Consider the following 15,514-nt stretch of genomic DNA (forward strand, 5'->3'; position numbering starts at 1 on the left):
GCTGCGCGGTACCACATCGTGTTGGCCGCGCAGCGGACTGCGCAGGCCGGTCATGTGCAGGTGTCAGAACGAGACGCCCACGTTCATTCCGAACGTGGTGTAGGCGGTCTGGAAACCACGTGGCTTGGACAGCGGGCTGCCGACGAACGCATCCCAGTTGATGTGGCGGGTGCCACCGCGAAGTCCGAGCGCGGTACCGGTGAGCCGGTTGCCCAGCAATCGCGCCGTGGACGGGCCGGCAACACGCCCGTGATCAACGGCAACGTAGGCCTCCACGCCGCCGCCCAGGGGCACGCCCACTTCATTGCGCAGCAACCAGCCACGCTCACCGGTCAGCGACATTTCGCCATCAAAGCCACGCACGGTGTAGCGGCCACCAATGGAGAACCGGTCCTGCGGCACCAATGGCGAGCGGTTCCACTGCGCGCGCCAGCTGCCGATGTAGCGCAGGCTCTGCTTGCCCCACTGAAGGGGCAGGACCAGCTGCGCGTCCGCGGTATAGATGCGGCCATGCGCCGTGCCTTCGCCAAAGGCCTCTTCCGGTGCACGCAACGCGTTGAAGGCACCGGTACCCTTGCGGTACGCCAGGTTCACATCCAGCGTCGCCTTGCCGATGAAGTGACGGTGGCCCAGGCCCAGCTCCCAGCCGGCCATGCGGCGGCGCTGCACTTCGATCTCGGTGTCGTTGATGAAGTTGTCCGATTCGCGATACCAGCCACGCGCGTACATGCTGGTCTTGGCGTGCGCATTGCGGAACAGCATGCGGGTCAAGCGCAGTTCCGCATTGCGGCTGGAGCCGCTGTAGACGTAGTTCTCGAACGCACCGGCAACGGTCTGCTCATAGTCGTACTTGCTGGCATTGGCGCCCAGCAACCAACCGCCCAGCGGCAGGCTGTAGTGCGCCGCCCAGCTGTCGGTGCCACGTTCGCTGCCATTGAACACCGATCTGCCCACGTTGATGTAGAACAGATCGCTCAGGCCCGCAGGGTTGTCCACCGACACCGTGGCACCGGCCTGCATCTTGCCCGTGCTCTGGCTGCCGGCATCGTCCAGGGTCAGATTGACCCGTACCGGGCGCGCCTGCTTCCAGCTGATCACCAGGTCGCTTTCGCCGGGTTTGGCGGCCGCGCCGTCGGCTGGTGGCGCGATCTGTATGTCCACCGAGGCGGTCGGCACGCGTTGCAGGTTCTCCAGCGCCTGCTCGATGTCACGCAGGTTCAGCACCTCGCCGCGCGTCACCGGCATCGCGTTCCAGAGGGCGGGGGTGCGGCCTTTTCCATCGGCGAAGCGGATGGCGTTGACGCGCCCTGGCACGACCGTGAGCGTCAGGATGCCGGCCTTCAGGTCCTGCGGTGCGGCCAGGATGCGGGTGGTGACGTAGCCGCGCTCGATGATCGCGTTCTGAACGCGCTTCATCACGACGTCCACGCCGCCCGTGCCCAAGCAGCGCCCGGTGGCGGGATCGCTGCGAGGATCAGCTGCCGCCAGCGCCCAGCGGAAGCGGTCCGCAAGATCCCCCTGCAGCGCGATGGCGTTGATGGTGAAGCACGGTGACTCCTCCATCGGCAGGTGGCCGAGGTCTTCGGTAGCCGGCTGCAGGCGGACGTCCGGCGTGGACTCCTGCTGTTCACGCAGGAGGCGCTCGCGCTCCTGCTGCCGGAGCAGTTCCTGCTCCGGCGACACCGTCTGCGCCCATGCCGGCGCCTGGAGGCCGGTGATGGCCAATCCCACGCCCACGGACAACCGCCACCGCAACGCGCGGCTGCGTACCTTACGTCCCTGTTTCACGATGCTCTTTCCCTGCGGATAACTGCCAGTCCGACGAGTATTCGGCTGGAAGAGGCCGCACTTTAGGGGAATCGCATGGAAGGCGACAGAGCCGGCAAGCTACGCGGGCCAAAGCCTTGCCCAGCAAAGTGTGATGTCCGACGAGGCGGCTTCTGGCAGCCGGCGGCCATCGGAATCTGCTCCGACGCTGCCAGCCGGTGGATAGACATCGGCGGCCCTAGGGCCGCCGAGGGCGGACGCCCGCTACTGCCTGTGCGACGGCAGTAACGAGGCGTCCGCGAAACCGTGAAGCCGGTCAGGCCTCGTACGCCGACTCGCCGTGCGAAGTCACATCCAGGCCGGTGCGTTCGGCCTCTTCGGTCACGCGCAGGCCGACCACGACCTTGACCACCAGCAGGATGACCGCGGTCACCACCGCCGACCACAGTACGGTCAGGCCGACGCTGACCACCTGCACCCACACCTGGTGGGCGATATCCAGATCGGCCTTGGTACCGCCCAGCGACTGTGCACTGAACACGCCGGTGAGGATCGCGCCGACGATGCCGCCGACACCATGCACACCGAACACGTCGGCAGTGTCGTCCACCTTCAGCAGGCGCTTGAGACCGGTCACGCCCCACACGCAGACCACGCCGGCGACGAAGCCGATCACGATCGCGCCAAGCGGCCCGACGGTGCCACAGGCCGGGGTGATGCCGACCAGCCCGGCCACCGCACCCGACGCCGCACCCAGCGCCGACGGCTTGCCCTTGCCGATCGCCTCCACCAGGGTCCAGCCAAGCACGGCAGCAGCGGTGGCCAGCACGGTGTTGAGGAAGGCCAGCGAGGCCACCGTATCGGCGGCGGCGGCGGAACCGGCATTGAAGCCGAACCAGCCCACCCACAGCAGCATGGCGCCGATGTAGGTAAACGGTACGTTGTGCGGCTTCAGCGCGGTCTGGCCGTAGCCCAGGCGCTTGCCGACGAACCACGCGCCGACCAGGCCGGCCACGCCCGCATTGATGTGCACCACGGTGCCACCGGCGAAGTCGATCGCGCCCAGTTCACCCAGGTAGCCGCCGCCCCAGACGATGTGTGCCATCGGGATGTAGCTGAGGGTGAACCACAGCGCCGAAAACAGCAGCACCGCGCGGAACTTGATGCGCTCGGCGAATGCGCCGACGATCAGCGCGGTGGTGATGCCGGCGAAGGTCGACTGGAAGGCGACGAACAGGTAATCCGGCAGGCCCTTGATCGGCGTGTTGCCCACCGACTCCGGGGTGAAGCCCTTGAGGAAGGCGAATTCGGTGAACGAGCCGAAGAACGGATTGCCGGCGCTGAACACCGCGCTGTAGCCATAGGCCACCCACAGCAGCAGCACCAGCGAGAACACCACCAGGATCTGGCTGAGCACTGACAGCACGTTCTTCGAACGCACCAGGCCGCCATAGAACAGGGCCAGGCCCGGCACGACCATCAACAGCACCAGCAGGGTGGAGGTGAGCATCCAGGCGACGTCGCCACGATCATAGGCGGCGGCGGCTTCGGCCACGGCCGGCGCAGCGGCGGCGGCGGCGGCGTCGTGCAGCGGCTCGACCGCCACGCTTTCGCTGGGCAACGGCGAGACCTGGGCCTGGGCGTGGGCGCTGCCCGGCCAGGCGCCGGCGGCCAGCGCGCTGAGCAGCATCAGCAGGCACACCAGGTGGAACCGGGCTTGCCACCCGGTGAGAAGTCGCATCTTCATGGGGGGAATCTCCGGAAGGGGGTTACAGCGCGTCGGCACCGATTTCGCCGGTGCGGATGCGGATGACCTGTTCAACGGCGGTGACGAAGATCTTGCCGTCACCGATCTTGCCGGTGCCTGCCGACGACTGGATCGCTTCGATCACCGCGTCGGCACGCTCGTCGGTGACCACCGTTTCGATCTTGATCTTGGGCAGGAAATCCACGACGTACTCGGCGCCGCGATACAGCTCGGTGTGGCCCTTCTGGCGACCGAAACCTTTCACTTCGGTCACGGTGATGCCCGACACGCCTGCATCTGACAGGGCCTCGCGGACCTCGTCGAGCTTGAACGGTCGGATGATGGCGGAGATCAGTTTCATGCGCATGTCCCGATGGTGGATGGGGCCAGCGCGCCAGCGCGCGTTGGCATCAGGCAACCACGGGTCATCAGGATGATGACCGTGGCTGTTGCACCGGACACATACAGGGCCGGGACGGCCGTGCCTCTCTCCTTGCACGACCGACGCGGGAGGGAGGGCGGCCCTGGTCGCGTATCCGGTCTCTCTCTTGCCCCTGGATAAGCGGGCCAAAGGCCCGCGTTCCAATGCAGCGGACTGACAGTCCGCTCTACAACGGCGGGCCTGCGCCCGCCTTGCGGCTCCCCAGCCGCGAAAACGGAAGCGATGGCGGCGGGTGGGAGGGGGAACCCACCGCCATCGCGCCCGGTCAGCTGGCGTAGTACAGCTGGTATTCCAGCGGGTGGGTGGCCGCGCGGAACTTGGTTACTTCCTGCATCTTCAGCGCGATGTAGCCGTCGATGAAGTCATCGCTCATCACGCCGCCGGCCTTCAGGAACTCGCGGTCCTTGTCCAGTGCTTCCAGCGCCTGGTCCAGCGAGGAGCAGACCTGCGGGATCAGCTTCTCTTCTTCCGGCGGCAGGTCGTACAGGTCCTTGTCGCTCGGTGCACCCGGGTCGATCTGGTTCTTGATGCCGTCCAGGCCGGCCATCATCAGCGCGGTGAAGGTCAGGTAGCCGGACTGAATCGGATCCGGGAAGCGCATTTCGATGCGGCGTGCCTTCGGGTTGGACACCCACGGAATGCGGCACGAGGCCGAACGGTTGCGGGCCGAGTAGGCCAGCATCACCGGCGCCTCGAAGCCCGGCACCAGGCGCTTGTAGCTGTTGGTGCCCGAGTTGGCGAAGGCATTGATGGCCTTGGCGTGCTTGAAGATGCCGCCGATGTACCACAGCGCCAGCTGGCTCAGGCCACCGTAGCCGTCACCGGAGAACAGGTTGGTGCCGCCCTTGGACAGCGACTGGTGCACGTGCATGCCGCTGCCGTTGTCGCCGACGATCGGCTTGGGCATGAAGGTGACGGTCTTGCCGTTGCGGTGCGCGACGTTCTTGATCACGTACTTCATGCGCAGCAGTTCGTCGGCCTTCTGCACCAGGGTGCTGAACTTGGTGCCGATCTCGCACTGGCCGGCGGTGGCCACTTCGTGGTGCTGCACTTCCACCTCGATGCCGACCTGTTCGAGGGTCTTGCACATCTCAGCGCGCAGGTCGTGCAGGGTATCGGTCGGCGGAACCGGGAAGTAACCGCCCTTCACGCCCGGGCGGTAGCCGCTGTTGGCGCCATCGTACTTGGCACCGCTGTTCCAGGCGGCTTCTTCGGAATCGACCTTGAAGAAGGTGTTGCCCATTTCATTGGCGAAACGGACCGAGTCGAAGATGAAGAACTCCGGCTCCGGGCCGAAGAACGCGGTTTCGGCGATGCCGGAGGACTTCAGGTAGGCCTCGGCGCGCTTGGCGATGCCGCGCGGGCAACGGCCATAGGCCTGCATGGTGGCCGGGTCGAGGATGTCACAGCTGATCACCAGGGTCGGATCGGCATAGAACGGATCAACATAGGCGCTGGACGGGTCCGGCAGCAGCACCATGTCCGACTCGTTGATGCCCTTCCAGCCGGCGATCGAGCTGCCATCGAACATCTTGCCTTCTTCGAACAGCGACGGCTCGACGATGCTGACCGGGAAGGTGACGTGCTGCTCGACGCCACGCATGTCCACGAAACGCAGATCGACGAATTCGATCTGGTTGTCCTTGATCAGCTTCTCAACGTTTTCCACGGACATCGGTACGACCTCGGATGGGGATGAATGCCTGCTGAGGTACAGCAATGACCGTGCCAACTTTTTGCAACCCGCAAGTCGTTGATTTCACTAAGCCCGCCCCGCACCGGTGCAGATCAGCGCGCACCAAACGGGTGCGCGGGGTACCGCACGCACCCGTTTGGTGCAGCGGGGATCGTCTATCCTCTCGACCTTCTTCCTTCCGCCGCGCGTGCACGCACCGTCCATGTCCGACCTGCTCTCCGCCCTGCTGCTGGGCATCCTCGAAGGCTTGACCGAATTCCTGCCGATCTCCAGCACCGGCCACCTGCTCATTGCCCAGCACTGGCTGGGAGCCCGCTCGGACTTCTTCAACATCGTCATCCAGGCCGGCGCCATCGTGGCCGTGGTGCTGGTGTTCCGCCAGCGCCTGCTGCAGCTGGCCACCGGCTTCAACCAGCGCGAGAACCGCGAGTACGTGTTCAAGCTGGGCGCTGCGTTCCTGGTCACCGCGGTGGTCGGCCTGGTGGTGCGCAAGGCCGGCTGGTCACTGCCGGAGACGGTCAGCCCGGTGGCCTGGGCGCTGATCATCGGCGGCGTCTGGATGCTGCTGGTGGAGGCCTACACCGCACGCCTGCCCGACCGCGACCAGGTGACCTGGACGGTGGCCATCGGTGTGGGCCTGGCGCAGGTGGTGGCTGGCGTGTTCCCCGGCACCTCACGTTCGGCCTCGGCGATCTTCCTGGCCATGCTGCTGGGCCTGAGCCGCCGTGCCGCCGCGGCCGAGTTCGTGTTCCTGGTGGGTATTCCCACCATGTTCGCCGCCAGCGCCTACACCTTCCTGGAAATGGCCAGGGCCGGGCAGCTGGGCAGCGAGAACTGGGCCGACGTGGGCGTGGCCTTCCTTGCCGCAGCCGTCACCGGCTTCGTCGTAGTGAAGTGGCTGATGGGCTACATCAAGTCACACACGTTCACCGCCTTCGCCCTTTACCGCATCGCGCTGGGCGCGGCACTGCTGCTGTGGTTGCCATCCGGCAGCTGAACAGCGCCGGGGCGTGGCAACCCCGTTGCCGGCCTCGCTCCGTTTCCCCCACGGTTCCCCAAGGAGAATCACCATGAACCGCAAGCTCACCCTGCTCCTTCCGCTGGCCCTGATGGCCGCCTGCAGCCAGACCCCGGCCCCGGCCGGCACCGGCGGCGACGACGTGGCCCCGGCCGCGGCCAAGGCAGCAGACCAGCAGACGCTGGCGCACCTGGATGCGCAGCGCCTGCAGAGCCAGCACTGGCGGCTGCAGCAGGCCACCGGCGCCGACGGCAAGCGCATCGACGCGCTGTTCGCCCGCGAAGACAAGCCGGTCACCCTGGACTTCGCTGAGGGCCGCCTGTCGGTCAGCAACACCTGCAACCGCATGGGCGGCGGCTACACCTTCGACGCTGGCAAGCTGAGCGTCAGCGCGATGGCGTCGACCATGATGGCCTGCACCGACAAGGCGCTGATGGCGCTGGACGAGGCCGTGTCGAGCCGCCTGCAGGGCGAGCTGAAGGCCGAGCAGGGTGCCGATGGCACGCTGACCCTGACCAACGCCAAGGGCGACGTGCTGGTGTTCAACCCGGAACCGACCGCTGAAACCCGCTATGGCGGCGCCGGCGAGACCGTGTTCCTGGAAGTGGCGGCCAAGACCGAGAAGTGCTCGCACCCGCTGATCCCGGACTACCAGTGCCTGCAGGTGCGCGAAGTGAAGTTCGACGACAAGGGCCTGAAGCAGGGTGAGCCGGGCAAGTTCGAGAACTTCTACGGCACCATCGAGGGCTACACCCACGAAGACGGCGTGCGCAACGTGGTGCGCGTGAAGCGCTACGAGGTGAAGAACCCGCCGGCCGATGCGCCGTCGCAGGCGTACGTGCTGGACATGGTGGTCGAGTCGGCCATCGAGAAGTGATGCAGAGCCGACTGTCAGTCGGCTGACGGGTGGAGGGCGGCCGCAAGGCCGCCCTTCTTCGTTGTGGGTGGAGCCGGCCGCTGGCCGGCTGCCCTGCGCGGATCCGGCAGCACACGGGCGTTGCCGGCCAGCGGCCGGCACGACCCGTCATGCCGCCTCAGCCCAGCGCCGGATTCAACGTGTAGGTGCCGTGCAGCGCCGCTTCGGCCAGCACGTGGCCGTGCATGGCCCGGTAGGCGTCGGCGGCGGTGAAGCGTTCCGGCAGCTGCAGCGACGCCACGTCCAGCGCGAACACGCGGAAGAAGTAGCGGTGCACGCGTTCGTCGTTGAAAGGCGGGTAGGGGCCGTCATAGCCCAGATAATCGCCGGCCATGTCCGGATTGCCTGCGAACCAGCCGGTGAAGTCGTTCAGGCCCTGGCGGCTGCCGGCCGGGCCGGCCGGTGCGGACTTGCCCTTCACCACGAAGCCGTCGCTGCAGCTGCCTGCGGCAATCTCGCGCACCGAGGCCGGGATATCGGCCATCACCCAGTGCACGAAATCGCAGCGCGGCTGGTCGCGCGGCACGCTCATGTCGGTACGCCCGACCGTTTCCGGCACCGTCGGCACGTCCGGATCGACGCATACCAGCAGGAACGAACGGGTGCCCTCCGGCACCCCGCTCCAGGCCAGGTGCGGATTGCGGTCCGGTGCGAAACCTGCGGCATCGCCGGCGGCGAACTCACGGTCGATCGGCGCACCATTGGCCAGGCTGTGGCTGCTCAGCTGCATTGCATTCTCCTCACTCTTCCGGATAGCCCAGGCGCACCGCGATCGGGGTGAGCTTGGCGAAGGCGGCGCTCATCACGTCGCGGTAGTTGCGCCAGTGGCCCGGCGGGAACCGCGGCGCGCCCAGCTGCGCGGCCGGCGGCATCGGCCGCTCGAACAGCCGGCCCAGCAGATCGGCCATCGCCTGCGGATCGTTGCCGATCTGGTCGATGCGCAGCAGCACCTGCGGATACAGGTCGTCCTCGTGCAGGGCGGCAACCTGGGCCAGCGCGCGCGCCAGCCATTCGCTGGCTTCGGCCAGCGAGGTCATCGCCAGCGGCGCGGCCGCACCGTAGGCCACCCAGTCCAGCAGCATGTCGCGCGGGTCGCGCAGCACCACCAGCAGGCGGCCCTGCGGCAGCTGCGGGCGCAGCGCCCACAGCAGCGCGTTGTCCCACCACAGCAGCCAGTCGATGATCGCGTCGTCCTGCACGCCGCGCGACGGCAGCTGTTCGCGCCAGCGCTGCACCAGCCGCTCCGGGGTCAGCACGCCGGAAGCGAGGTCCTGCAGCGTGTGGTAGTTCTGGAACGCGTCGTCGGGTGCGCTGGAGGTGTAGCGGTCGCTGCGCAGCACCGGGCTGGCGGCGGCCAGGCCGGTTGCCACGCGTTCCACGCCCGACCCCGGTGCCCCCCACAGGAAGATCGGCGCGGAAGTGGCCTGCGCATCGATCTCGCCCTTGTCCGGCCAGCTCGGCGGCGCCTTGGCCTGCGGCGGCAGCGGCAGGCGCTGCGGTGCCTGGTCGGCCTGCAGCGCCAGCCAGGTCTGCAGCGCGTCTTCGTGCTGCCCGGCGCGATCCTGGATCTCGCCCAGCCAGGTGCGCAGGTCGGCGCGGTGGCCTTCGGGGGCCATCTGGATCAGCGCTTGCACGCGGGCGATGGCGGCGGCCGGATCGCGCTGCAGCAGGCCTTCGACCAGGCGGGTCTCGCCGCTGACGCGGCCCGGCTCGAGGCTGACGATGCGCTCGGCGATCGCTTCGGCCTGGGCGTGTTCGCCCACCATGTCGTGCAGCCGCAGGCGCGCTTCCAGCGCCGGCAGGTGGCCCGGCATCGTGTCCATCCAGCGCTCGACCGTGGCGGCAGCAGTGGGACTGCCGACCTCTTCCACCGCCAGGCGCGCCAGCCACAGGTCGTGCAGCTGCGGGTGCTGCTCCAGCGCGGCATCCAGACGTGCGCGTGCTTCGTCTTCGCGGCCCAGGCGCTGCCAGGACATCAGCAGCAGCTGCAGCACCTCGCGGTCGCCGGGCGCCGATTCCAGCAACGGCAGCAGGTGTTCCAGCGCCTGCAGCGGCTGGCCGCTGCGCAGCGCCAGCTCGCCAGCCAGGCGGCGCATCGACGGCGTATCCATGCCCTGCTGCTGCAGTGCGACCTGCATGGCTTCGGCGGCGGCTTCCAGGTTGCCCTGGCGCATGGCCAGCTGCACCACCAGGCCATGCAGCGAGGAGATCGCCGGGTTCAGCTCCAGCACGCGGCGGAATGCCTGTTCGGCGAAGGCCAGCATGTTCTTGCCCAGGTAGGCGAAGCCCAGTGCGTAGAGCACGCGGGGGTCGTTGGGCTGGGCCTGGTTGGCGGCCGACAGCAGCCTCAGCGCGCGATCGGGGTCATCGCGGCGCAGCGCGATCATGCCGTCGATGGTCAGCAGTTCCGGATGGTCCGGTTCAACGCGCGAAGCCAGGGTGGACAGTCGCTGTGCTTCGTCGAAATCATTGCGGCCGATCGCCAGGTGGGCCTGCATCAGGTACGCGGCAAACGCGTTCGGGTCCAGCCCGGTGGTGCGGGTCAGGGCCTCGCCTGCGCCCTCGAACTGGCGCAGGGCCAGCAGCAGGCCGGCGTGCTGCAGGTGCAGCTGGGCATCGTCCGGGGCCAGCTGCAGCGCCTGCTGCAGGGCGTCCATCGCGTCCTCGACCTTGCCCTGCTGCTGCAGCGCAAGCGCCAGCCAGCGGTGGGCCGCGGCCTGGCCGGGTTCATCGTGGGTCCATGCCCGGGCCAGCTGCACGGCCTGGTCGGCCTCGTTCTGGCGCAACGCTTGGATGATCTGGTCTTGCATGGCGGTCCGGTTCAAGGGCAAACCCGCATTGTAGCGGCCTGCGCGCCCGTGCCGGTTCAGCCTTGCAGCACGCGCCGCAGCCGCTGCGCCACCCAGCGTTCGGAGAAGCCATCCCCCCGCCAGTTTTCCAGGAAGCCGCAGTGGCCTCCCCAGCAGGCGGTTTCCAGGTGCGCCTGGCGCGGCAGCTGCCAGTCGCTGAAGGTCGCGTACGGGATCACCGGATCGTCCTGCGCCATCAGGATGTCGGCCGGCACCTGCAGCGTGGCCAGGCGATCGCCGGCGATCGAGTAACCATCGAAATAGGCCTGCAACGAGCCGAAGCTGGTGTGGCGCTCGACCAGCCAGGCGGTCAGCGCGCGGATGTCCAGCTTCAGCACGCGGTCGTCGCAGTCGCTCAGTTCGGGGAACAGATCGCGCTTGCGCCGCAACGAACCGGCCCACTTGCGGCGGAAATACCAGTCGTACATCGCCGGACCGTTCTCGATGTTCTCCATGGTCAAGCCCGGGTCCAGCACCGGGCATACCGACGCCACGCGCAGCAGCGGCACGCCAGCCGCCGGCGCGCGCAGGGCCAGGCGCAGCACGAAGTTGCCGCCCAGCGAGTAACCCGCGGCCACCAGTGGCAGCTGCGGCCAGCGCTGGGCGATGTCGCCCGCGGCATGCACCACTTCGTCGATCAGGTTGGAGTGGAAGATGCCGGGGTTGAGATGATGGGTATTGCCGTGGTCGCGGAAGTTCAGCCGTACCACGTCGAAGCCCTGCTCGAGCATGCGCGCGGCCGCCATGCGCATGTAGCTGGATTCGGCGCTGCCTTCCCAGCCGTGCAGCAGCAGCGCCATGCCCTTGGGCTCGCGGCCTTCGATATGGCTGTGCCAGCCCTGCAGGCGCACGCCATCGCCGCCATCGAGAATCAGCTCTTCGCTGACCGCGCCGGTCGCAGCCAGCAACAGCAGGCCGCGCTGCAGGCGCATGCGGCTGGAGCTGAGCATCGATTGCAGGTGCGGGTTGCGCAGCCAGCGCGGCGGCTGGTAGTCAGCCGCGTGCAACGTCGGCGTGCCGGCGTCCAGGACGGGTGGCGGGATCAGGGCCACCGCACCCTCACCCGGTGCTCATGGCCGCCACGATGCGCGCGCGCGACGTCTCCGCGATGCGCCGACGGCCTTCCAGGTCCTGCGCACCGATGGGTGCCAGGAAATGCACTTCCGCACGCCGCGCCGGCTCGCCGAGCAGGCGCAGGAAATTGGCGAAGAAGCTCTCGCCGGGGCCGAAGGCGACAATGGTCTGCGCATCACCGTTGGCCCCGTACACCAGCGCCACCGGCTGCACCGGCACGCCGGTTTCCACCGCAGCCTGGAAGATGCGCGCATGGAACGGGCCAACTTCGTGGCCCCCGCGGGTACGCCCTTCCGGGAACACGCCCACCGCCTTGCCTTCGCGCAGGCGATCGGCCATCACCTGCATCACGCCACCGAGCGATTCGGTGTTGCCGCGCTGGTGGAAGATGGTCTGGCCACGCGCGGCCAGCCACCCGACCAGCGGCCAGCTGGCGATCTCGCGCTTGGCGACGAAGCCCATCATGCGCTGGCTGTGCAGGATGCAGATGTCGACCCAGCTGACGTGGTTGGCGACGAACAGCACAGCGCCGGGCAGCGGCGTGCCGATCTGCACCAGGCGGAAGCCGAAGATCCACATCAGCCCCCCCTGCCACCAGTTGACCACTTTGGCCCCCAGGGTCGCCTCGCCCACGCGCAGTTCGCCCCACGGCCGAAGCATGCCGATCAGGATGAGCGGCAGGAACACGATGATGTGGACCAACAGCAGCGGTACGCGGTACAGGTAACGGCACACACGCGCCACGCCGCCGCGGGGGGCCGGAGTGGGGGAAGTCATCCGCGCACGATACCGGAGGGCCGTCATCGCTGCCAGCCGATTTAGGCCATAACTGCCATTGACCGGGGCAATCGGCAGGGAACGCTGGGTTCTGCTGCCGTCACCGGCCTTCCGGGGCTCAGCCGTGGCCGGCCGCGACCACCGCCAGGGTCAGCCGCGAGATGCATACCAGCCGGCCCTGCTCATCCTCGATGCGGATCTCCCACAGCTGGGTGCTGCGGCCGACGTGCAGCGCGCGCGCGGTGCCGGTGACGGTGCCCGAGCGCACGGCGCGCACATGGTTGGCGTTGATTTCCAGGCCCACGCAGACCTGCTGCGCCGTATCCACGCACAGGTTGCCAGCGCTGCTGCCCAGGGTTTCAGCCAGCACCACCGACGCGCCGCCGTGCAGGATGCCGTAGGGCTGGCGGGTGCGCTCGTCCACCGGCATGGTGGCCTGCAGCCAGTCGTCACCGGCCGCGCTGAAGACAATGCCCAACGACGCGATCGCGGTGTTGCGGCTGAGCGCATTGAGCTGCTCGAGGGAAACGGCTTCGCGGAACACCTGGGTCATGCGGGCACCTTCAGAGGATGGGAACGAGGCCGGCACCGAATGCGGTCAGCATGCGGACCAGCAGCCACTTCGGGCCGACATTGACCTCGGGGAAGTCGCCCACGGCGACGTAGCAGCGGTGGAAGTCTGGGTCCTGCCGGGGCAGCGGCTGCGGGCAGTCCGGGCCGGGCTTGAACTCGTAGTCGGTGGCATAGCGCCACGGCCAGAAGTCGAGGATCGGCAGCGCTTCGGAGGCCTTGCCGACGCTGTAGTTCAGCCCGGACAGCACCGGCGGCTTGGCCCGCGGGGCCACCGTCCACGAATTCTGCGGGTGGGTGTCGCGCAGGATGCTCTCGGCCAGCTGCTCGGCGAAGGCCGGGTCATCGATGATGACCGCGCCTTCGGTGTTGTAGTTCTCGCTGCGCGGATCGAAGTTGTGGGTGCCGACCACGCCGATGCGGCGATCGACCACCAGCGACTTGGCATGCAGGCCCATGCGCGCGCCCTTGCGGGTGACCGGCAGCGGCTTGTTGACCGCCTTGCTGCCCAGGAACGAGGGCCGCGTCTCGGTGCGCAGCAGGCGGGTCTCGACCTCGCTGCCGGCCGCGCGGCGACGTTCGCGTGCGTTCTGGTACGCGCTGCCGGTGCGCGGATGGTTCACCGGCGCCTGCCTGGCAGGCGCCGCGGGCGCGTCGCGGCGGTCGCCGGCATTGCTGCCGGCGGCGCTGCCGCCGATCAGCGGGTTGCGTCCACCGTCGTCGTCGCCCCCGGGTGCGGCGATCGGATCAGGCAGCAGGTTGCGGTAGTCGACCGGGGCATCCAGCGGGAACGGCTTGTATTCGAAGATGTTGAAGCCCAGTTCGCGCATGTTGCGCCGCTTGTACTTGTACGACAGCGCATACACGATCGGGTTGTCGGTGGCCGCCAGGCTGTTGCTGGACACCACCACCCGTGGCGGCTGCGGTCGCTTGCGCAGCTCGCGGAACAGCGCCTGCGCCGGCTTGGACAGCACCAGGTACGGGGTCTGCAGGATCACTTCCTTCTGCGCGCCGGCGATCAGCGCATCCAGCTGCGGCTCGGTCACGTGCTGGCCGGCCAGCGGCGCATCGGCCTTCTGGCGCCGGTGCTTGCGTGGCAGGTCGGCGACATAGCGCACCGACGCCACCGGCAGCGCGGTATCGACGAACGCGCGGGTGACGAAGTCCATGTCGTTGGCCTCGGCACTGACCCGCTGCACCCGCTCGGGGCGGCGGAAGCTGGCCGGTGGCAGGGCCGGCACGCCTTCGCGCAGCAGGGTCCGGCCGACATCGTTCAGGCGCTCGGCCGGCACGCTGCGCTGGGCACGCCAGAAGGCATCGAAGTTGGCCGCCATCGCACGCGCCTCGGGGCCGGCAATCAGCACGTCGCGGTCGCGGAAGTTGTACTCGCGGTCCCAGTCGTAATAGTCATCCTGGTAGTTGCGGCCTCCGACCACGCCGATCGCATCGTCGATCACCAGTAGCTTGTTGTGCATGCGCTGGTTGAAGCGGCGGAAGCAGCACAGCACGCTGCCGGCATAGTCGAAGTAGTTCAGCCGGGCCTTGCCGAAGGTCGGGTTGTAGACCCGCAGCTGGAAGTTCTGGTGGGCGCCGGACAGCGCGCCGAGGATCTGCAGGTCGGAGATCGCCGAGAGCTGGTCGATCAGCACCCGCACCTTCACCCCGCGCCGCGATGCAGCCAGCAGCTCGTCGATGACCAACCGGGCGCTGTCGTCCTTGTCGAAGATGTAGGTCTGCAGGTCGATGCTGCGGGTGGCGCTGCGCAGCAGGTTCAGGCGCGCAACCAGGGCACCCTCGCCCTCGTCGAGCAGGGTGGCGTAGTGGCGCGGCTGCTGCGGGGTGGATTCGGTGAACGCCCGGCCGGCCAACGCGCGCAGCGGCGAGTCCTGCGCGCAGCGGTCGGCGCGCTGGCAGTCCACCTGGCTGGAGCGCGCCTGCACGGCGATCGCCTCGGCGCGATCGCGTTCGGCATGCGAGAGCGATGCACAACCGCTGCCCAGCAACACGGTTGCCAGCGCCAGTACACGCAGCAGGAGGTTCACGGTTTCGGCGCCTCGCTCAGGCGCGCACGCAATACGAAGGTCACTCGGTCACTCAAGGCAAGCTGCCAGCTGTCCATTCCATACCGGCCTCGCTGCACGGTACCGCGGCTGACGACATCGCAATCATAGCCGGGTCGGGCGCACTCCGCTTTCTCGACCCGCAGCGATTCGGGATGGCTGATGCCGCGCAGGGTCAGCCGGCCCTGGATGTCGCCACCCTGCTCCACGGTCTCCGGCCAGTAGGGCAGCGAGTCGAACTCGACCACCGGATGGCGCCCGGCATCGAAGAACTCCTCGCCGCGCATCCAGCCGGTATAGCGCGCCTTGCCGGGGATCTCCACCGAGCGGGTGAACATCTTCAGGTGCACCTGGTGGCGGCCGTCGGACAGGATCTCGATGCGTCCCTCGAAGTGCGGGAACACGCCTTCGATGCGCTGGCCGAAGCGGGTCCGCACTTCGAAACCGATCCGCGAGCGCTGGGTATCCAGGCGCAATGGCCGGGGCGCTTCGGCCGACACCGCCGGCAACGGAGTCGGCGGGGGCGCCGCGGCCCAGGCCGGGCCGAGCGCCAGCAACGCGGGCAGCAGGAAGCGGCCGCGCCGCACCCGGCTCATCG

General features: G+C 68.2%; 13 protein-coding genes. 2 read left to right on the forward strand and 11 right to left on the reverse strand.

Annotated elements, in window-relative coordinates; genetic code table 11:
- Positions 1-63 precede the first annotated feature (63 nt).
- From AC5P9C_RS17640 to glnA, 4 genes are all read right to left on the reverse strand, one after another.
- Positions 64-1,788, reverse strand: a complete 1,725-nt coding sequence (locus tag AC5P9C_RS17640; RefSeq protein ID WP_495205233.1) for a ShlB/FhaC/HecB family hemolysin secretion/activation protein — start codon at positions 1,786-1,788, stop codon at positions 64-66.
- Positions 1,789-2,083: 295 nt separating this feature from the next.
- A complete protein-coding gene (amt, locus tag AC5P9C_RS17645) occupies positions 2,084-3,514 on the reverse strand; it encodes an ammonium transporter (RefSeq protein WP_312580535.1) in 1,431 nt (476 codons plus the stop codon).
- A 22-nt stretch (positions 3,515-3,536) separates the two neighbouring features.
- Complete coding sequence (locus tag AC5P9C_RS17650; protein WP_004134334.1) at positions 3,537-3,875, reverse strand: P-II family nitrogen regulator; 339 nt, start codon at positions 3,873-3,875, stop codon at positions 3,537-3,539.
- Positions 3,876-4,221: 346 nt separating this feature from the next.
- Complete coding sequence (gene glnA, locus AC5P9C_RS17655; RefSeq protein ID WP_019661939.1) at positions 4,222-5,631, reverse strand: type I glutamate--ammonia ligase; 1,410 nt, start codon at positions 5,629-5,631, stop codon at positions 4,222-4,224.
- A 223-nt stretch (positions 5,632-5,854) separates the two neighbouring features.
- Between glnA and AC5P9C_RS17660 the strand changes: the two genes are divergently transcribed.
- Complete coding sequence (locus tag AC5P9C_RS17660; protein ID WP_057493697.1) at positions 5,855-6,649, forward strand: undecaprenyl-diphosphate phosphatase; 795 nt, start codon at positions 5,855-5,857, stop codon at positions 6,647-6,649.
- A gap of 73 nt (positions 6,650-6,722) precedes the next feature.
- Positions 6,723-7,547 (forward strand): META and DUF4377 domain-containing protein, encoded by an 825-nt coding sequence (locus AC5P9C_RS17665; RefSeq protein WP_049466280.1) that lies wholly within the window; start codon positions 6,723-6,725, stop codon positions 7,545-7,547.
- Between the two features lie 157 nt (positions 7,548-7,704).
- On the opposite strand, the gene AC5P9C_RS17670 is transcribed toward AC5P9C_RS17665, so the two are convergent.
- From AC5P9C_RS17670 to AC5P9C_RS17700, 7 genes are all read right to left on the reverse strand, one after another.
- Positions 7,705-8,316: a YbhB/YbcL family Raf kinase inhibitor-like protein gene (locus AC5P9C_RS17670; protein WP_049466278.1), complete on the reverse strand. Its 612-nt coding sequence runs from the start codon at positions 8,314-8,316 to the stop codon at positions 7,705-7,707.
- Positions 8,317-8,326: 10 nt separating this feature from the next.
- Entirely contained in the window at positions 8,327-10,396 is a 2,070-nt protein-coding gene (locus AC5P9C_RS17675; RefSeq protein WP_414615134.1) for a tetratricopeptide repeat protein, read from the reverse strand.
- Positions 10,397-10,452: 56 nt separating this feature from the next.
- A complete protein-coding gene (locus tag AC5P9C_RS17680) occupies positions 10,453-11,442 on the reverse strand; it encodes a YheT family hydrolase (protein ID WP_049466306.1) in 990 nt (329 codons plus the stop codon).
- 52 nt (positions 11,443-11,494) lie between these two features.
- Positions 11,495-12,286, reverse strand: a complete 792-nt coding sequence (locus tag AC5P9C_RS17685; protein ID WP_049466274.1) for a lysophospholipid acyltransferase family protein — start codon at positions 12,284-12,286, stop codon at positions 11,495-11,497.
- A 118-nt stretch (positions 12,287-12,404) separates the two neighbouring features.
- Positions 12,405-12,839, reverse strand: coding sequence for a hotdog fold thioesterase (locus tag AC5P9C_RS17690; RefSeq protein ID WP_049466272.1), 435 nt, complete (start codon positions 12,837-12,839; stop codon positions 12,405-12,407).
- A 10-nt stretch (positions 12,840-12,849) separates the two neighbouring features.
- The gene (locus tag AC5P9C_RS17695) at positions 12,850-14,898 is read right to left on the reverse strand and encodes a phospholipase D family protein (RefSeq protein ID WP_049466270.1); all 2,049 of its coding nucleotides are present in this window, start codon (positions 14,896-14,898) and stop codon (positions 12,850-12,852) included.
- Positions 14,895-15,512 carry a YceI family protein gene (locus tag AC5P9C_RS17700; protein WP_049466268.1) on the reverse strand — a complete coding sequence of 206 codons (618 nt, stop codon included), beginning with the start codon at positions 15,510-15,512 and terminating at the stop codon, positions 14,895-14,897. The genes AC5P9C_RS17695 and AC5P9C_RS17700 overlap by 4 nt, the downstream gene beginning before the upstream one ends.
- Positions 15,513-15,514 lie beyond the last annotated feature (2 nt).

Source organism: Stenotrophomonas sp. YJH_SMC_10 (genome assembly GCF_059371555.1).

Excerpts from the sequence above, each read along its gene's own strand:
- AC5P9C_RS17685 (WP_049466274.1), bottom strand. The coding sequence starts at position 12,286 with ATGACTTCCCCCACTCCGGCCCCCCGCGGCGGCGTGGCGCGTGTGTGC.
- AC5P9C_RS17660 (WP_057493697.1), top strand. The coding sequence starts at position 5,855 with ATGTCCGACCTGCTCTCCGCCCTGCTGCTGGGCATCCTCGAAGGCTTG.
- amt (WP_312580535.1), bottom strand. The coding sequence starts at position 3,514 with ATGAAGATGCGACTTCTCACCGGGTGGCAAGCCCGGTTCCACCTGGTG.
- glnA (WP_019661939.1), bottom strand. The coding sequence starts at position 5,631 with ATGTCCGTGGAAAACGTTGAGAAGCTGATCAAGGACAACCAGATCGAA.
- AC5P9C_RS17670 (WP_049466278.1), bottom strand. The coding sequence starts at position 8,316 with ATGCAGCTGAGCAGCCACAGCCTGGCCAATGGTGCGCCGATCGACCGT.
- AC5P9C_RS17650 (WP_004134334.1), bottom strand. The coding sequence starts at position 3,875 with ATGAAACTGATCTCCGCCATCATCCGACCGTTCAAGCTCGACGAGGTC.
- AC5P9C_RS17675 (WP_414615134.1), bottom strand. The coding sequence starts at position 10,396 with ATGCAAGACCAGATCATCCAAGCGTTGCGCCAGAACGAGGCCGACCAG.
- AC5P9C_RS17700 (WP_049466268.1), bottom strand. The coding sequence starts at position 15,512 with ATGAGCCGGGTGCGGCGCGGCCGCTTCCTGCTGCCCGCGTTGCTGGCG.
- AC5P9C_RS17690 (WP_049466272.1), bottom strand. The coding sequence starts at position 12,839 with ATGACCCAGGTGTTCCGCGAAGCCGTTTCCCTCGAGCAGCTCAATGCG.
- AC5P9C_RS17665 (WP_049466280.1), top strand. The coding sequence starts at position 6,723 with ATGAACCGCAAGCTCACCCTGCTCCTTCCGCTGGCCCTGATGGCCGCC.